Source organism: Stenotrophomonas sp. YJH_SMC_123, from assembly GCF_059368215.1.
Window position 1 is genome coordinate 531,804 of sequence record NZ_JCAFRM010000001.1, and the last position, 15,588, is coordinate 547,391.

At 68.1% G+C, this 15,588-nt stretch carries 15 protein-coding genes; 6 read left to right on the forward strand and 9 right to left on the reverse strand.

Annotated elements, in window-relative coordinates:
* The first annotated feature begins 57 nt into the window (after positions 1-57).
* A complete protein-coding gene (locus AC5P5W_RS02420; RefSeq protein WP_414611645.1) occupies positions 58-1,422 on the forward strand; it encodes an NAD-dependent succinate-semialdehyde dehydrogenase in 1,365 nt (454 codons plus the stop codon).
* 166 nt (positions 1,423-1,588) lie between these two features.
* Here AC5P5W_RS02420 and AC5P5W_RS02425 read toward each other — a convergent pair whose 3' ends face one another.
* The 7 genes from AC5P5W_RS02425 to AC5P5W_RS02455 all read right to left on the reverse strand — a co-directional run bounded on the left by AC5P5W_RS02425 (position 1,589) and on the right by AC5P5W_RS02455 (position 7,585).
* Entirely contained in the window at positions 1,589-2,611 is a 1,023-nt protein-coding gene (locus AC5P5W_RS02425; protein WP_014646569.1) for a magnesium and cobalt transport protein CorA, read from the reverse strand.
* Positions 2,612-2,617: 6 nt separating this feature from the next.
* Positions 2,618-3,877: a lipoprotein N-acyltransferase Lnb domain-containing protein gene (locus AC5P5W_RS02430; protein ID WP_197575463.1), complete on the reverse strand. Its 1,260-nt coding sequence runs from the start codon at positions 3,875-3,877 to the stop codon at positions 2,618-2,620.
* The gene (locus tag AC5P5W_RS02435) at positions 3,874-4,755 is read right to left on the reverse strand and encodes a CorC family transporter (RefSeq protein ID WP_014036584.1); all 882 of its coding nucleotides are present in this window, start codon (positions 4,753-4,755) and stop codon (positions 3,874-3,876) included. The genes AC5P5W_RS02430 and AC5P5W_RS02435 overlap by 4 nt, the downstream gene beginning before the upstream one ends.
* Before the next feature lie 64 nt (positions 4,756-4,819).
* Positions 4,820-5,386: a hypothetical protein gene (locus AC5P5W_RS02440; RefSeq protein WP_069117598.1), complete on the reverse strand. Its 567-nt coding sequence runs from the start codon at positions 5,384-5,386 to the stop codon at positions 4,820-4,822.
* 77 nt (positions 5,387-5,463) lie between these two features.
* Complete coding sequence (locus AC5P5W_RS02445) at positions 5,464-6,039, reverse strand: hypothetical protein (RefSeq protein WP_014646572.1); 576 nt, start codon at positions 6,037-6,039, stop codon at positions 5,464-5,466.
* 77 nt (positions 6,040-6,116) lie between these two features.
* Positions 6,117-6,602, reverse strand: coding sequence for an rRNA maturation RNase YbeY (gene ybeY, locus AC5P5W_RS02450; protein ID WP_014036587.1), 486 nt, complete (start codon positions 6,600-6,602; stop codon positions 6,117-6,119).
* Positions 6,599-7,585 (reverse strand): PhoH family protein, encoded by a 987-nt coding sequence (locus tag AC5P5W_RS02455; RefSeq protein WP_032960924.1) that lies wholly within the window; start codon positions 7,583-7,585, stop codon positions 6,599-6,601. Before AC5P5W_RS02455 ends, ybeY begins: the two co-directional genes overlap by 4 nt.
* Positions 7,586-8,110: 525 nt before the next feature.
* On the opposite strand from AC5P5W_RS02455, the gene AC5P5W_RS02460 reads away from it, so the two are divergent.
* From AC5P5W_RS02460 to AC5P5W_RS02470, 3 genes are read left to right on the forward strand one after another with little or no spacing between them, the layout of a single operon-like run.
* Positions 8,111-9,067 carry an HlyD family efflux transporter periplasmic adaptor subunit gene (locus AC5P5W_RS02460; protein ID WP_197575461.1) on the forward strand — a complete coding sequence of 319 codons (957 nt, stop codon included), beginning with the start codon at positions 8,111-8,113 and terminating at the stop codon, positions 9,065-9,067.
* Between the two features lie 20 nt (positions 9,068-9,087).
* Positions 9,088-10,011: an ABC transporter ATP-binding protein gene (locus AC5P5W_RS02465; RefSeq protein ID WP_197575459.1), complete on the forward strand. Its 924-nt coding sequence runs from the start codon at positions 9,088-9,090 to the stop codon at positions 10,009-10,011.
* On the forward strand, positions 10,008-11,120 hold the full coding sequence (locus AC5P5W_RS02470) for an ABC transporter permease (protein WP_495220807.1): 1,113 nt from the start codon (positions 10,008-10,010) through the stop codon (positions 11,118-11,120). Before AC5P5W_RS02465 ends, AC5P5W_RS02470 begins: the two co-directional genes overlap by 4 nt.
* Positions 11,121-11,208: 88 nt before the next feature.
* Here AC5P5W_RS02470 and miaB read toward each other — a convergent pair whose 3' ends face one another.
* Together miaB and AC5P5W_RS02480 are read right to left on the reverse strand one after the other, a co-directional pair.
* Positions 11,209-12,627 carry a tRNA (N6-isopentenyl adenosine(37)-C2)-methylthiotransferase MiaB gene (miaB, locus tag AC5P5W_RS02475; protein ID WP_142234484.1) on the reverse strand — a complete coding sequence of 473 codons (1,419 nt, stop codon included), beginning with the start codon at positions 12,625-12,627 and terminating at the stop codon, positions 11,209-11,211.
* 187 nt (positions 12,628-12,814) lie between these two features.
* On the reverse strand, positions 12,815-13,432 hold the full coding sequence (locus AC5P5W_RS02480; protein ID WP_197575365.1) for a glutathione S-transferase N-terminal domain-containing protein: 618 nt from the start codon (positions 13,430-13,432) through the stop codon (positions 12,815-12,817).
* Between the two features lie 80 nt (positions 13,433-13,512).
* Here AC5P5W_RS02480 and AC5P5W_RS02485 point away from each other — a divergent pair, with 80 nt between their 5' ends.
* Both AC5P5W_RS02485 and AC5P5W_RS02490 read left to right on the forward strand, forming a co-directional pair.
* Positions 13,513-14,481, forward strand: a complete 969-nt coding sequence (locus AC5P5W_RS02485; RefSeq protein WP_014646579.1) for a helix-turn-helix transcriptional regulator — start codon at positions 13,513-13,515, stop codon at positions 14,479-14,481.
* Between the two features lie 46 nt (positions 14,482-14,527).
* Complete coding sequence (locus AC5P5W_RS02490; protein WP_046429799.1) at positions 14,528-15,433, forward strand: lytic transglycosylase domain-containing protein; 906 nt, start codon at positions 14,528-14,530, stop codon at positions 15,431-15,433.
* Positions 15,434-15,588 lie beyond the last annotated feature (155 nt).

Here is a 15,588-nt window from a genome sequence, read left to right on the forward strand (position 1 = left end):
AACATCCGGCTCACGGACAGCGGCGCACAATGGGGGTCTTCCAGATGGAGATCCCCCATGACCGTCGAGATCATCGACCCGGCCACCGGCCAGGTGACCTACCGCCATGAACTGATGGGCGCTGCTGACATCGAGCAGCGCCTGCAGGCTGCCGCCGATGCCTTCCCCGGCTGGGCCGATCGCTCGCTGCAGGATCGCGGTGCCGTCCTTCGCCAGATCGCCGCGCAGCTGCGCACGCGTCGCGACGACCTGCAGCAGGCGATGACCCATGAGATGGGCAAGCTCAAGGCCGAGGCGCTGGCCGAGGTCGACAAGTGCGCTGCCGCCTGCGAGTACTACGCCGACCACGCGGCCGACTATCTCAAGCCGCAGCTGATCGATACCGAAGCCCAGCGCAGCTACGTGCGTTACGAGCCGATCGGCTGCGTGTTCGCGGTGATGCCATGGAATTTCCCGATCTGGCAGGTGTTCCGTTTCCTGGCACCGGCGTTCATGGCCGGCAACGTGGCCCTGCTCAAGCACGCCAGCAACGTGCCGCAGTGCGCCGACCTGATCCTGGCGGTGTGTCGTGACGGAGGCCTGCCTGATGGCGTGTTCGACGTGCTGCACATCGACAACGACCAGGCTGCCGAGGTGCTGCGCGACGCACGGGTGAAGGCGGTGACGCTGACCGGCAGCGAACGGGCAGGGCGCTCGATCGCCTCCAATGCCGGCAGCCAGCTGAAGAAGTCGGTGATGGAGCTGGGTGGCAGCGATGCCTTCGTGGTACTCGACGATGCCGACCTCGACAAGGCCGTGGCGGCGGCGGTGAAGTCGCGTTTCGACAACAGCGGGCAGACCTGCATTGCGGCCAAGCGCTTCATCGTGGTCGACGCGGTGGCCGATGACTTCACCCGACGCTTCGTTGAAGCCGCGGGCCAGCGCCAGTATGGCGATCCCAGTGAGCGTGGCACCACGCTGGCGCCGATGGCCCGTGCCGATCTGCGCGACGAACTGCACAAGCAGGTGCAGGCCAGCGTCGCCAAGGGCGCGCGCGTTCTGGTCGGCGGCGAGCCCATTGCCGGCACCCATGCGGGCTATCCGGCGACCGTGCTCGATCAGGTCGGCCCAGGCATGCCTGCCTACGACGAGGAGCTGTTCGGGCCGGTGGCTGCGGTGATCCGGGTCAAGGATGAGGCCGAGGCGCTGCGCGTGGCCAACGACACCCGCTTCGGCCTGGGCGGCAGCGTGTGGACGCGCGACCCGGTGCGCGGCGAAGCCTTCGCGCAGCGCATGGAATGCGGCGCCGCGTTCGTCAACGCCATCGTCAAGAGCGACGCTCGGCTGCCGTTCGGTGGCAGCAAGCAGTCCGGATTCGGCCGGGAGCTGGCCGACCACGGCATCCACGAGTTCATGAACATCAAGACCGTCTACGTGGCTTGATGCCGAAGGGTAGTGCCGGCCGCTGGCCGGCATTGCCCTGGTTGCCGGCCAGCGGCCGGCACTACCAGAAGCGGGGCATATGCCACGACCAACGGTCGCGGCCTACCGGATTGCTGGGTATCGACGCCCCCGTGCATGGTGGGTATCGACCGTTGGTCGATTCGCGCTACAACCACTTCGCGCGCTTGAACAACCGGTACAGGCCCACGCACACACCGCCCACGCCGACAATCATCAGCGGATACGACCACGGCTGGCTCAGCTCGGGCATGTGGCTGAAGTTCATGCCGTACCAGCTGGTGATCAGCGTCGGCGCCGCCAGCAGTGCGGCCCATGCACCCAGGCGCTTGACCGTCTCGCCCTGCGCCAGCGTCACCAGCGACAGGTTCACGCTCAGTGCGGTGCCCAGCATCTCGCGCAGGGTGTCGATCACATCGCTGATGCGTACCGCGTGGTCATGCACGTCGCGCACGTAGAGCTTCACTTCATCGGGAATCAGGTCACCCTGGTAGCGGCGCAGCTGCGCCAGCACATCCTGCAGCGGTGCCACCGCCATCCGCATCTTGTTCAGTTCGCGCTTGAGCTCGTAAAGCCGTACCACCGTGCTGCGCTTGTAGCTGTCGGCAAAGATGTCCTTTTCCAGCAGGTCCAGGGTGTCGCGGAAGCGGTGCACGATCGGCAGGTAGTTGTCGACCACGAAGTCGGTCACCGCGTACAGGCAGTACGACGGGCCCATCTTCAGCAGCTGCGGTTCACGCTCGACCCGTGCACGCACCGGGGCGTAGGACAGCGAGGCGCCGTGGCGCACCGTCACCAGGAAACGCGGGCCGAGGAAGGCGTGGGTTTCGCCGTACTGGATGCGTTCGTCCACCATCTGCGCGGTGGTCACCACCACGAACAGCGAATTGCCGTAGGTCTCGACCTTGGGTCGCTGGTGCGCATTGCGCGCGTCCTCGATGGCCAGGTCGTGCAGGCAGAACTCTTCCTGCAGTTTCAGCAGCACATCGTCGTTGGGGTCGTACAGGCCGACCCAGACGAAGCCGTTGCCACTGGCAATGACATCGCTGATGGCATCCAGGCTGATGTCGTGGCGTTTGCCGTCGTCATCGTAGTGGACGCAGTTGATGACGCAGGCGGGGTTGGCCGAGGCAGGGGCGGAAGCGGAGGCGGGCAATGACATGCCCGCCATCGTGCGTCAGTGCCGTGTTTCGGACAAGTGAGGACGGCGCCCCAGTACCCACGCCAGCGCGACGTGGACGGGCAGCAGCAGCACGATCCACTGCACGTTGTACTGCGCCTGCAGGCTCAGCCAGTGCAGCACCAGCGCCGCCACGGCCTGCACCGCCAGCAGCCACAGCACGACCCTGAACATGCGGCCCGGCGCGCGCCGACGCAGCAGCGCGATCGCGCCTGGCAGCAGCAGCACGGCCAGTGGCGAAAGCAGCAGCAGGTTGCGGTTGGCCCAGGCGGCGTAGTGGGTGCTGAAGCCCCACAGGAACACCAGCAGGCTGCCGGCGATGACACACAGCAGCCAGAACGGCAGGGCCAGCCCGGCAAGCAGGCGCGGCCGGCTGCGCAGCGCCAGTATGCCGGCGGCGATCACCAGGCCACACAGCAGCCACGGCCACCAGCGGCGTGCGAATTCCTTCGGCTCCGGGTCGATGCGGTGCGGCAGCAGTTCCTGTTCGGACTGCACCAGCGGCCGGCCATCGCTGTTGCGCGCCTGGCGCAGCGCATCGGCCAGGCGCATCGGCACGAAGGCTTCCTGCCAGCGCGACAGCGGCTGGTCGGCGAACGGCCCGAGGCCGACATCGAAGCCCAGCCACATCCATGGTGCCGGCGAGGCCAGGCGCACCGATTCACTGCGGTAGGTATTGCCGCGCGAGCGCCCCGACAGCTGCGACTGCAGGCCGCCACCCAGCGCCTTGTCCACCGTGTCGCGTACCATCGTGGCGCAGTTGGCGGTGTAGTAGTCGTAGTGGTAGCGCGCGTTTTCCGGCTTGGCCCGCTCGGCCAGGTCGGCGGCCAGTGCACGTGCCTGCTCCGGGCGCAGGTCCAGCCACTGCACGCTGGCGCCACGGCCGGTCTCGTCGTAGTACGACAGGTCCTGCTGCAGCGGCAGCGCCACCAGGTAGTACATCATGTCGCCGCGCACGAAGCGGCTGATGAAATCGTCCTCGGACGGATCGAAGTAGCCGAAGTTGTACGAGGTCGCTTCGCCGCTGAGCGGATCGATCACGACGATGGCGTCGTGGCCGAAGCGCTCGAAGAACACCGTGCCCGGCTGCATGGTCACCACCCCGATGCGCGGGGCGGGAGCCTCGGCGCTGGTGGCGGGTGCAGCAGGAGCGGGTGCCGCCGGCTGCGCGAAGGCGGCCAGCGGCAGGGCCGTGGCCAGCACGCACAGTGCCAGCCACAGCCTCAGGCGCAGTGCCAGGAGGGCGCCGCGCTTCAAGCGTCGTCCTGCGCGTCCGGCGGCAGCACGGTCACGTGGAAGGCCTGGACCCGGCGCGCATCGGCGCGGGCCACGCGGAACATGAAGCGGTCCAACGCCAGCTCGTCACCGACTTCCGGCAGGTGGCCCACGGCCTCGGTGACCAGGCCACCGATGGTGTCGTAGTCCTCGTCGGAGAAGGTAGCGCCGAAGCGTTCGTTGAAGTCGCCGATCGGGGTCAGCGCGTCGACCACGTACTGGCCGTCGGACTGGATGGCGATCTGCGCCGACGGATCCTCGGCCTCGTCATGCTCGTCGTCGATCTCGCCGACGATCTGTTCCAGCACGTCCTCGATGGTGACCAGGCCGGCGACACCGCCGTACTCGTCGACCACGATGGCCATGTGGTTGCGTGACAGGCGGAATTCCTTCAGCAGCACGTTGAGCTTCTTCGCCTCCGGGATCAGCACTGCCGGGCGCAGCAGCTCGCGCACGTTGGCCGGGCCGTTGTCGGCGACCACGCCGCGCAGCAGGTCCTTGGCCAGCAGGATGCCAAGGATGTCGTCCTTGTTCTCGCCGTGCACCGGGAAGCGCGAATGGCCGGATTCGACCACCTGCTTCATCAGTTCCAGGAAGGGCGCTTCGACCGGCAGCGAAACCATCTGTGAGCGCGAGATCATCACGTCGCCCACGGTCAGCTCGGCCACCGAAATGGCGCCTTCCATCATCTTCAGGGTATCGGCGGCGATCAGGCCCTCTTCCTGCGCGGTGTGCAGGACAGCGACCAGCTCGTCGCGGGTATGGGGTTCGCCGGAGAAGGCGGAGGTCAGGCGTTCAAGCCAGCCGCGCTTCTTTTCACTGGGCTCCTGTGCGGAGCTACTACTGTCGTCTTCTGACATCTCTGGAAAAAGGGCACCCGGCAAGCCGGGCGTTGGCCCAAGTCTAGCAGGATGTGGCGGCCTGTCAGTGACCGTCGCTGCCCGGTCCGGTGATCGGCGGCGGGGCCAGTTCAGGCCGGGCGGGGGCTTCTTCCTCGGGCAGGTCCAGGCTGTAGGTGCAGCCGGCCAGGGTTTTGCCGGGATGGGAGGCCACGGTGGAGACGCTGAGGATGATCGACTCGATCCGGGCCTCGCCGGTCTTCGGATCGGTCACGTCGCGGCTGACCAGCTCGCGGCCGGCCATGAACTTGCCGTCCTGGTCGTAGCCGGTCTCCAGCCCCAGCCGCCCGGCCAGCGGCCGCGGATCGGCCTGGTCGAGGATCGCCATGACGCTGGACCCGGCCACGGCGACCCGTTCGGTGCGGGCGCCGAACACGCTGATCGGCTGGGCCAGCCGGTACTCGCTCATGAACTGGTTGCCCTGCGGCAGCGGCTGCAGGCCGTGGGCGACGGCTTTCAGCGGATCAGCCAGCAGGGGCGCCAACGCGGCCTGCTCGGCCACGCCCTGGCGGCATTCAATCAGGGCCGGCAGGTCCAGGGCAGCGGCCGGGGCGGACACGGCGAGCAGCAGGGGCAGGGCAATACGCAGCACGGGCACGGGATCCGCAACGGAAGGCAGGCCGGTGATCGTACCGGTCCCGGCCAGCCATCGCGAGCGCCCCAAGGCAATCAGGGCGGATGCCTGCGCGTGGTCGCTGGGTACCAGCGCAGCCTGACCGGGTAGCCCAGTTGCACTTGCAAGTGGTCGCGCACGGCCGCCGCCGTCGCGCGGTTGGCCGGGGTATCCCGCAGCTCAACCTCCAGTTCCCCGGTCGTGACATCCAGGCTATAGCCGAACAGGTCGGGCAGCTGGGCCAGCAGCCAGTCCCGCTGTGCGTGCAGGCGGCGCTGCATCTCCGCTTCGGTCATCGCGGCGCCGGTGATGTAGCGCACGCGTTGCGGGCCATCCGCCCCTGGATGTGTCTCATCGGCCGCGGGTGCTGGGCCAGTCAGTCGAACGACGACGTTCCAACCTGCCGCGTTGTCCACCCAGATTCCGGCGAGGCGTGCCGCGTGGCGCGCTTTCAAACGTTCCATCAATGCGTGCTGCTGCGCCTCCGCGACCGCCTGACGCGCCGTCTGTTGGCTGACGTCAAAGAACGCCTGCACCTCGGCGACCTTGGCGGCAATGTCGGCGGCGCTGTCGCTGGCCGGGAACGGCGACGGTCGTTCCCGGCCGGGGTCGATGCCCGGGGCAGTGGTCACCTGCAGAAGAGCGGCGATGAGTGCGGGCAGCAGCGCGATGGGCGCGTCCTCCGTGAAGATCCCGGTGTGCGTGGGCCTCAGCGCTCGCCGGCGTAGGGGTCGGCGATGCCGAGCTCGGCCAGGATCTCGCGCTCCAGCTGTTCCATGGCGTCGGCTTCCTTGTCGTCCTCGTGGTCCCAGCCGAGCAGGTGCAGCACGCCGTGCACGGTCAGGTGTGCGTAGTGGGCGTTGAGCGCCTTGCCCTGTTCATCGGCCTCGCGGGCCACCACCGGTGCGCAGATCACCAGGTCGCCCAGCAGCGGAAACTTCACGCCCTTGGGCAGCCCTTCGGGCACTTCGGCCGGGAAGCTGAGCACGTTGGTCGCGTAATCCTTGCCGCGATAATGGCGGTTCAGTGACTGCCCTTCCTTGGCATCGACCACGCGGATGGCCAGGTCGGCCTCGCGGATGCGGCCTTTCAGCGCAGCAGCCACCCACTTGCGGAAGCTGACCGCCGCCGGCAGGCCGGTGCGCGGCAGGGCATAACTGACGGCGACGTCCAGTCGCACGGGACCACGGGTCATGGAGTTGCTCCAGGTTGGATCTGATGCAGGTCACGGCGATCGTAGGCGCTGACGATGCGCGCCACCAGCGGGTGGCGGACTACGTCGCGCGACTCGAAGAAGGTGAAGCTGACGCCCTCGACCTCGCGTAGCACGTCGATGGCATCGCGCAGGCCGGACTTCACGTGCTTGGGGAGATCGGTCTGGGTCAGGTCGCCGGTGACCACGGCGGTGGAACCGTAGCCGAGGCGGGTCAGGAACATCTTCATCTGCTCGATGGTGGTGTTCTGTGCTTCGTCCAGGATCACGAAGGCATCGTTGAGCGTGCGGCCACGCATGTAGGCCAGCGGCGCGATTTCGATGACGTTCTTTTCCAGCAGCTTGACCACCTTCTCCACGCCCATCATCTCGTAGAGGGCGTCGTACAGCGGTCGCAGGTAGGGGTCGACCTTCTGGCTCAGGTCACCGGGCAGGAAGCCCAGCTTCTCGCCGGCCTCCACCGCCGGGCGCACCAGGATCAAGCGCTGCACCCGTGATTCGTTCAGCGCTTCGACCGCGCTGGCCACGGCAAGGAAGGTCTTGCCGGTGCCGGCCGGGCCGATGCCGAAGTTGATGTCATGCGTGGCGATCTGGTGCAGGTAGCGGCCCTGGTTGGCACCGCGACCGCGCACCGTGCCGCGCTTGACCTTGATCGCCACCTCCTGCGCTTCGTAGGAGCGTTCGGCGATCTGCTCGACGTTGGCCTGCGCCAGGCGCAGGTGGATGGCGTGGTTGTCGAAGGTGGTTTCGCCGGCTTCGGCGTACAGCGCTTCAACCAGCTTCTGCGCCTCGACGATGGCTTCGTTGGGCCCGCTGATGCGGAACACGAAACCGCGGTTGGCGATCTCCACGCCGAGCTTCAGCTCGATCTGGCGCAGGTGCCCATCGAAGGGGCCGCACAGGTTGGCCAGCCGCTCGGTGTCTTCCGGCGACAGGGTGAAGTCTCGATGTTCGATGCTTTTCATTGCCTTGGGTGGGGCGGAAGCCTTCCACCGCAGTGTATTCAGGGAGGACAAGGGTAGCGCGCGCAGCGGGCGCGCGGCCAGCGCGGGGTCGATACATGCTTTTCCACACCCGGTGTGGACGGGGGCTGCGGAAACCTGTGGATAGACCTCTACAGTGCTTGTGCCACAAGCGTCATGAGGGGGTGGTGAAAAAATCGTCACGGACCCGGGGCGTGCCGGCACCCGCAGGACGGGCGGACCGGGAGGGAGGGCACGTCGCAGCGCGTGGCCGAGAACTTCCCGGGCACGCCGGCGTTCTTCGTGATCGCAGCGCAGGTTCCGCTGCCAGGCGAGCAACAGGATGCCGTGTTGCCGGTTTTCCACACCGGTTGTGGAATGATGCCGAATCAACCTGTGGATAGGTGGCGCGGAGCCTTGCAGCCAAAGGCTCGCCAACGCGTGGTGAAAAAACCGTCAGGGCTGATCGGAATCATAGAGGGTGCACGGGGCGGATGGCACCGTGGCGCCGTCGCAGGAGGGGATGGCATGGGCATCGGCAATGGGATGCGTGGAATCGGATTGGTGGGTATCGGCCTGCTGGCCGGGTGTGGGCAGGCGCCGCCTGCAGCGCTCGGCACGCTGGAGTGGGACCGGATCACGGTGCCGGCGCCGGCGGCCGAAGTGATCGCCACGGTGGAGGTGCGCGAGGGGCAGCAGGTCAAGGCCGGAGCAGTGCTGATGCAGCTCGACCCCGCCCGCGGCGACGCGCAGTTCGCCGCGGCGCAGGCCGACACGGTGCGCGCGCAGGCCCAGTTGGAAGAACTGAAGATCGGCCCGCGCCAGGAACAGATCGCGCAGGCCAAGGCGCAGCTGGCCGCGTTGCGCGCGCAGTCCGCTGAAGCCACGGCCTACTACCGTCGGGTGCAACCGCTGGCACGCCAGCGCCTGATCGCCGCCGCCGAGCTGGACCGTGCACGGGCGGCTGCCGGCAATGCCGAGGCCAGCGTGCGGGCCGCCGAGCAGGCCTGGCTGGAACTGGTGCACGGCAGTCGCGCGCAGGACATCGCCCAGGGCCAGGCGGCCGCCGACGCCGCACAGGCGCAGCAGGTGGTGCAGGGCGTCAACCTGCAGAAGCTGCAGCTGCGCGCACCGCGCGATGGCGTGGTCGATGCCTTGCCCTACCGGCAGGGTGACCAGGCACCGATCGGGGCGCCGCTGGCGGTGATGCTGGTTGGCGAGCGCCCCTATGCACGCGTCTACCTGCCGCAGCCGCTGCGCCTGCAGGTCAAGGTCGGGCAGGCTGCGCAGGTGCAGCTGGAAGACGGCAGCACCGTGCTGAAGGGGCACGTGCGCTCAATCCGCAGCGAGCCCTCGTTCACCCCGTACTACGCACTGACCGGTGATGACGTCGAGCGCCTGAGCTATCTGGCCGAGATCGAAGTGGACACGGCCACCGACATGCAGAAGCTTCCGGCCGGACTGCCGGTGCAGGTGCGCTTCTGAACACCGGCGACGACATCGCGGTGCATGCGCAGGGCTTGACCCGCCGCTTCGGCGATCTTCTGGCCGTGGACAATGTCGACCTGACTGTGCCGCGCGGGCAGGTGTACGGCTTCCTGGGGCCGAATGGATCCGGAAAGTCGACCACCATCCGCATGCTGTGCGGCCTGCTGGAACCGAGCGCTGGGCAGATCGAGGTGCTGGGGCTGCAGGTTCCCGAGCAGGCCGAAGCACTGCGCCGGCGCATCGGCTACATGACCCAGCGCTTCTCGTTGTATGAGGACCTGTCGGTGCGCGAGAACCTGGAATTCCTCGCCGCCATCCAGGATCTGCCACGCGCGCAGGCCCGGCAGCGGGTCGACGAGCTGCTGCAGCAGTACCGTCTGCTGGACCGGCAGCCGCAGCTGGCCGGAACCCTCAGCGGTGGCCAGAAGCAGCGCCTCGCCCTGGCCGGCGCCGTCGTGCACGCGCCCGAGCTGCTGTTCCTGGACGAGCCGACCAGCGCGGTCGATCCGGAATCGCGCCGTGATTTCTGGGAAGCCCTGTTTGAACTTGCCGACGCCGGTACCACCGTGCTGGTGTCGACCCACTACATGGACGAGGCCGAGCGCTGCCACCGGCTGGCAATCCTGGACCGTGGTGCACTGGTTGCCGATGGCACGCCGTCTGAGCTGTGCGCACGGCTGGACGGCCGCACGTTGCAGGTCACGTCGTCGCAGCCGCGGCAGGCCAGCCGCGCACTGTCTGAGCTGCCCGGTGTGCTGAGCGTGGCGCAGATCGGCACCCAGCTGCGCGTGCTGTGCAATGAGGGCGCAGCGGACGTCGCAGTGCTGGCCCGTGCACTTGCCAACGCTGACCCGCAGGCCCGCATCCAGACGGTGGCGCCGAACCTGGAAGATGTGTTCGTGGCCGCCACCCGTGGCCGCGGCCGGGAGCCGGCGGCATGAACCTGCGCCGGCTGTGGGCGATCATGCTCAAGGAGCTGCGGCAGCTGCGCCGCGACCGCATCACGCTGGCGATGATCGTTGGCATTCCGGTGATGCAGCTGTTGCTGTTCGGCTATGCGATCAACCTCAACCTGCGTCATCTCGATGCGGGTGTCGCCGATCAGGCCAACAGCGCCGCTTCGCGCGCGCTGGTGCAGGACATGGTGGCCACCGGCGTGATCACGCCGCGCAGCGAAGCCTACACGCCTGCCCAGCTGATGCAGGCGCTGCGCCGTGGCGAGATCAGTGTCGGCATCGTGGTGCCGGCCGACTTCGAGCGTCGCCGCTTCGATGGACGCGAGGCGGTGCAGGTGCTGGTCGATGGCAGTGACACCGTGGTGCAGAGCGCGGCGATCCAGCTGGCGCAGGTGCCGCTGGACACGCGCCCGACCAGCAACACCCGTCCCCTGCGCGAAGGCAGCATCGCCAGTGGTCCGGTCGGCGTGACCAGCTTCTACAACCCGCAGCGGCGCTCGGCGGTGAACATCGTACCGGGCCTGATCGGGGTGATCCTGACCATGACCCTGGTGATGTTCACGGCGGTAGCGGTGGTGCGCGAACGCGAGCGCGGCAACATGGAACTGCTGATCGCCACGCCGGTGTCGCGCAGCGAGCTGATGGTCGGCAAGGTGCTGCCCTATGCGGCCATCGGCCTGCTGCAGACCACGCTGGTGCTGGTGCTGGGCACCTGGCTGTTCCAGGTACCCATTCGCGGCAGCCTGCTGGACATCTATCTGGCCGCGGTGCTGCTGGTGCTGGCCAACCTGGCGCTGGGCCTGCTGATCTCCACGCGTGCGCGCTCGCAGTTCCAGGCGATGCAGATGACGCTGTTCCTGTTCCTGCCGTCGATCCTGCTGTCGGGCTTCATGTTCCCGTTCGCAGGCATGCCGCGGCCGGTGCAGTGGCTGGCCGAGGTGCTGCCGCTGACCCACTTCCTGCGCCTGGTGCGCGGCATCATGCTGCGCGGCGCCTCATTGTGGGAGCTGTGGCACGACGCGCTGGCGCTGCTGGCCTTCATCGCGGTGATGATGACCCTGGCCATCCTGCGTTTCCGCAAGCGCCTGGATTGAAGGCAGGGGGTCGGATCCCCGCAGGGGCTCCGACCCCAATTTATCGAGCCGGCGGGTCGGAGCCCCTTTGGGGCTCCGACCCGAAGATTCATTCCGCCACCACCCGCGCGCGCAGCGAATTGGTCAGCGCTTCGGTGATCACCACATCCACGAACTGGCCGATCAGGCGCGCCGGCGCCGGGAAGTTCACCGAACGCATGTTCTCGGTCTTGCCGGTCAGCTCGTTCGGGTTCTTGCGCGAGGGCCCTTCCACCAGCACGGTCTGCACGGTGCCGACCATCTTCTCGGAAATGCCGGCGGCATGCGCATTGATGCGCTCCTGCAGGCGCGACAGGCGCGCGTGCTTCTCGGCATCGCTGATCGTGTCCTCCAGGTCCGCGGCCGGCGTGCCGGGGCGCCGCGAATAGATGAAGGAGAAGCTGTGGTCGAAGCCGATGTCCTCGATCAGCTTCATGGTCTTCTCGAAGTCGGCATCGGTCTCGCCGGGGAAGCCGACGATGAAGTCCGAGCTGATCGAGATGTCCGGGCGCACCGCCCGCAGCTTGCGGATCTTCGACTTGAACTCCAGCGCGGTGTAGCCGCGTTTCATCGCCGACAGCACGCGGTCGCTGCCGGCCTGTACCGGCAGGTGCAGGAAGTTGGCCAGCTGTGGCACGTCACGGAACGCATCGATCAGCGAATCGCTGAACTCCAGCGGATGCGAGGTGGTGAAGCGGATGCGGCCGACGCCATCGATCTCGGCGATGGTGCGGATCAGCAGGCCGAGGTCGGCGAACTCGCCGTCACCGTACGGCCCGCGATAGGCGTTGACGTTCTGCCCGAGCAGGTTGATCTCGCGCACGCCCTGTGCGGCCAGCTGCGCCACCTCCACCACCACGTCCTCGAACGGGCGGCTGACTTCGGTGCCGCGGGTGTAGGGCACCACGCAGAACGAACAGTACTTGGAACAGCCTTCCATGATCGACACGAATGCCGAGGGTCCTTCGGCGCGCGGCTCGGGCAGGCGATCGAATTTCTCGATCTCGGGGAAGCTGATGTCGACCTGCGGGCGCCTCTGTTCGCGGCGTGCGCGGATCAGCTCCGGCAGCCGGTGCAGGGTCTGCGGGCCGAACACCAGGTCGACGAACGGCGCACGCTTGATGATCGCTTCGCCTTCCTGCGAGGCGACGCAGCCGCCGACGCCGATGATGACTTCACGGCCCTTGTTCTTCAGGCCCTTCCACACGCCCAGCTGGCTGAACACCTTCTCCTGCGCCTTCTCGCGGATGGAGCAGGTGTTGACCAGGATGACGTCCGCGTCGTCCGGGCTGTCGGTCAGTTCCAGGCCATCGCTGGCGGCAAGCACGTCGGCCATCTTGGCCGAGTCGTACTCGTTCATCTGGCAACCGTGGGTCTTGATGTACAGCTTGCCTTTCACCTGGTCGGGCTTGCGCGGACCAGCGGGCAGGGCAACGAGCGGGGTACCGCCCGGTGTGGTGGGCGGAAAGACGTCTGGCGTCCCGGTCATGGCGCTTAATCCATTCGGGTGGCGGGAAAGCGGGCAATTCTACCCGCATCCCACGCCAGCCGCCGCGCCCGTGCAACCGAGCCCATGCCCAGCGTGGCCATCACCGTAGAGCCGAGCCCGTGCTCGGCTGCCTTTGCAAGGCGGAGGAGCAGCCGAGCGTGGACTCGGCTCTACAAGGGGCCGCTGCTTACGCCGCCAGCTCCGCATCGATCTGCCGCGAACGGTCGAAGGCGGTCATCGCGCTCATCCGTGCGATGTAATCGGCCGTGGCCGGCGCGGGCTGCACCAGGCCGAAGGCCGTGGTCCAGGCCAGCGCATTGCCCCACAGCACGTCGGCGGCGCTCATCGTCTCGCCGAGCAGGTAGGGGCCCTGCGCCAGCTGGGCCTCGATCACCTGCAGCACGGTCTCGGCGTCGTTGTACGGCGACATCAGGCGCGGCGGCGGCTCGCGGTGCATCGCCTTGTCGGTCATCGCCGGCTCGAAACAGGCGCCATAGAAGGCCATCCAGCGCAGGTAGGGCCCGCGCAGGGCGTCGCCGATCGGCGGTGCCAGGCCGGCCTCCGGATACAGGTCGGCCAGGTACAGATAGATCGCCACCTGCTCGGTCACCAGCGCACCGTTGTGGACGATCGCCGGCACCTTGCCCATCGGGTTGATGGCCAGGTAGGCCGGGGCCAGGTTGGCGCCCGCCTTCAGGTCCAGCACCTGCATGCGGTAGTCGGCACCCAGTGCTTCGAGCAGGGCCACGGCGCCGCTCGAGCGGGAACGGGCGGCGTGGTACAGGGTGATCTGGCGTGAATTCATGGCATTGCTCCTTGCGGTGGGTGGTGAACTGGAGGCCATCCTGGGGCACTATTGCGGACGACTTCTGTCCTCGATCCTTCATGCGCCATACCGCCCATCGATTGCTGCGCCTGATCGCCCTGCTGCAGGCCCGTCGCCAGTGGTCCGGGGCCGAGCTCGCCGAGCGCATGGGCGTGGACCGGCGCAGCATCCGCCGTGACGTCGAGCGCCTGCGCGAGCTGGGTTATCCGGTCCGGGCCTCGTCCGGGGTTGGCGGCGGCTACCAGCTGGGGGCAGGGGCGCCGGTGCTGCCGATGCTGCTGGACGAGGAGGAGGCGACTACCCTGGCCATCGCCCTGCGCGCGGCCTCTGCGACCGTCGCCGGCATCGACGACACCGCGCGCGGCCTGTTGTCCAAGCTCGATCCGCTGGTGCCGACCCGTCGCCGCCAGCAGGCCGGCGAGGTGCATGCCGCCACCGCCACCCTGTCCGACCTTCCGTCCACCGACGCACGCCTGCTTGGGCAGCTGGCCCAGCACTGCCGGCAGGCGTCACGGCTGGCCTTCGAATACCGCAGTGCCCAGGAAGCGGTGACCCAGCGCGAGGTCGAGGCGCAGCACCTGGTCAACTACGGGCGGCGCTGGTACCTGCTGGCCTGGGACCTGGGCCGGCAGGACTGGCGCACCCTGCGCGTGGACCGGATGGGCGCGGTGCGCGAATGCGCCGAGCCGGGCATGCACCGCCGTACGCCCGCACCGCCGGATGTGATGGTGCGGCAGGCGGTCAGCCAGGCCCCGTTCGCCCTGCAGGCCATCGTCCGCCTGGCCGGCAGCCGCGCCGAGCTGGAAGGCCGCATCCCGCCCTGGTGTGGCGTGCTGGAGGACGATGGGCCCGACCATTGCCTGCTGCGCATGGGCGCCGAGAGCCGCGGCATGATGCTGGCGCAGATCCTCAGCCTGGACCGGGTGCCGGTGGCGGTGTGGACCACGCCGCCGGGCCTGCGCGATGAACTGGCACAGCGCCTGGCCGGATTGGGGCAGGTGCTGGCTGTGCCGCCCGTCACAGGCTGAGCCGCGTCGCTTGGCAAGCCCCGGCGAAGCTGGGACACTCGTCGGCATGAAGGGGATACTGGGGACAACGGCGATCATCATCGCTGCGCTGACCGCTGCGCCGGCCAGCGCGGGCACCCTGTTCAAGTGCCAGGGCGCCGACGGGGTCACCAGCTATGTCAGCAAGCGCCTGGCCGGGGCCCGCTGCAGCGCCATCAGCTACAGCCGCGACCTCCGCCCGGCACCGCGCCCGGTGGTGGCCGCGCCGAAGCCGGCGCCGACCACCGTGGCCAGCATCGAGCGCAACCCGGTGGCGGTGGCGGCCAGCACTGCGGCGCCGGCGGCTGCGCCAGCCGCCGTACCCGCGCCCCCGGTCGCCTCGCGCAGCGGGCGCATGGTCAGCGGCCAGGTCTATTCCTTCATGAAGGACGGCGTGCGCCACTACACCAGTGCGCGCCCGACCCAGGTCGCCAACCTCGGCCCGGTGCGCACCATCCGCTACAGTTTCATGGAGCGCTGCTACGCCTGTGGCGTCAACCCGCGCGTGGACTTCGGTTCGGTGCGGTTGAACACCACCGCGTTCCAGACCGAGATCAGCTCGGCCGCGCGCGAGTTCGGCGTCGACGAAGCCGTGGTGCGCGCCATCATCCACGCCGAGTCGGCCTACAACCCGACCGCGCTCAGCCGCGCCGGCGCGCAGGGCCTGATGCAGCTGATGCCGCCAACCGCGGCCCGTTTCGGAGTCAGCGATTCCTACGATGCCGGGCAGAACATCCGCGGTGGCGTGCAGTATCTTGCGTGGTTGTTGAAGCGTTTCAATGGCGACCTGACCCTGGCCGCGGCTGGCTACAACGCGGGCGAAGGCGCGGTTGACCGCCACGGTGGCGTGCCGCCCTACAGCGAGACCCAGTACTACGTGCGCCGGGTCGGGCAGCTGGCCGAGCGTTACCGCACCGCATTGACGCACCAGTAGTGCCGGCCGCTGGCCGGCAATCTTGGGCAATGGCCGGTACCGACCGGCCACTGGCTGGCAGCCCCGTAATCAATGTTGTTGCAATGCGTTGTGTGGCGCTCGACGGTTCCGCTACACTCGCCCATGATTCAATGCGGCTCTGGCCCCCACCGGAT

What these genes read in the sequence shown, in the direction of transcription:
- AC5P5W_RS02420 (WP_414611645.1), top strand. Translation starts at nt 58, where the DNA reads ATGACCGTCGAGATCATCGACCCGGCCACCGGCCAGGTGACCTACCGC.
- AC5P5W_RS02425 (WP_014646569.1), bottom strand. Translation starts at nt 2,611, where the DNA reads ATGGCGGGCATGTCATTGCCCGCCTCCGCTTCCGCCCCTGCCTCGGCC.
- AC5P5W_RS02435 (WP_014036584.1), bottom strand. Translation starts at nt 4,755, where the DNA reads ATGTCAGAAGACGACAGTAGTAGCTCCGCACAGGAGCCCAGTGAAAAG.
- ybeY (WP_014036587.1), bottom strand. Translation starts at nt 6,602, where the DNA reads ATGACCCGTGGTCCCGTGCGACTGGACGTCGCCGTCAGTTATGCCCTG.
- AC5P5W_RS02455 (WP_032960924.1), bottom strand. Translation starts at nt 7,585, where the DNA reads ATGAAAAGCATCGAACATCGAGACTTCACCCTGTCGCCGGAAGACACC.
- AC5P5W_RS02460 (WP_197575461.1), top strand. Translation starts at nt 8,111, where the DNA reads ATGGGCATCGGCAATGGGATGCGTGGAATCGGATTGGTGGGTATCGGC.
- AC5P5W_RS02470 (WP_495220807.1), top strand. Translation starts at nt 10,008, where the DNA reads ATGAACCTGCGCCGGCTGTGGGCGATCATGCTCAAGGAGCTGCGGCAG.
- miaB (WP_142234484.1), bottom strand. Translation starts at nt 12,627, where the DNA reads ATGACCGGGACGCCAGACGTCTTTCCGCCCACCACACCGGGCGGTACC.
- AC5P5W_RS02480 (WP_197575365.1), bottom strand. Translation starts at nt 13,432, where the DNA reads ATGAATTCACGCCAGATCACCCTGTACCACGCCGCCCGTTCCCGCTCG.
- AC5P5W_RS02485 (WP_014646579.1), top strand. Translation starts at nt 13,513, where the DNA reads ATGCGCCATACCGCCCATCGATTGCTGCGCCTGATCGCCCTGCTGCAG.
- AC5P5W_RS02490 (WP_046429799.1), top strand. Translation starts at nt 14,528, where the DNA reads ATGAAGGGGATACTGGGGACAACGGCGATCATCATCGCTGCGCTGACC.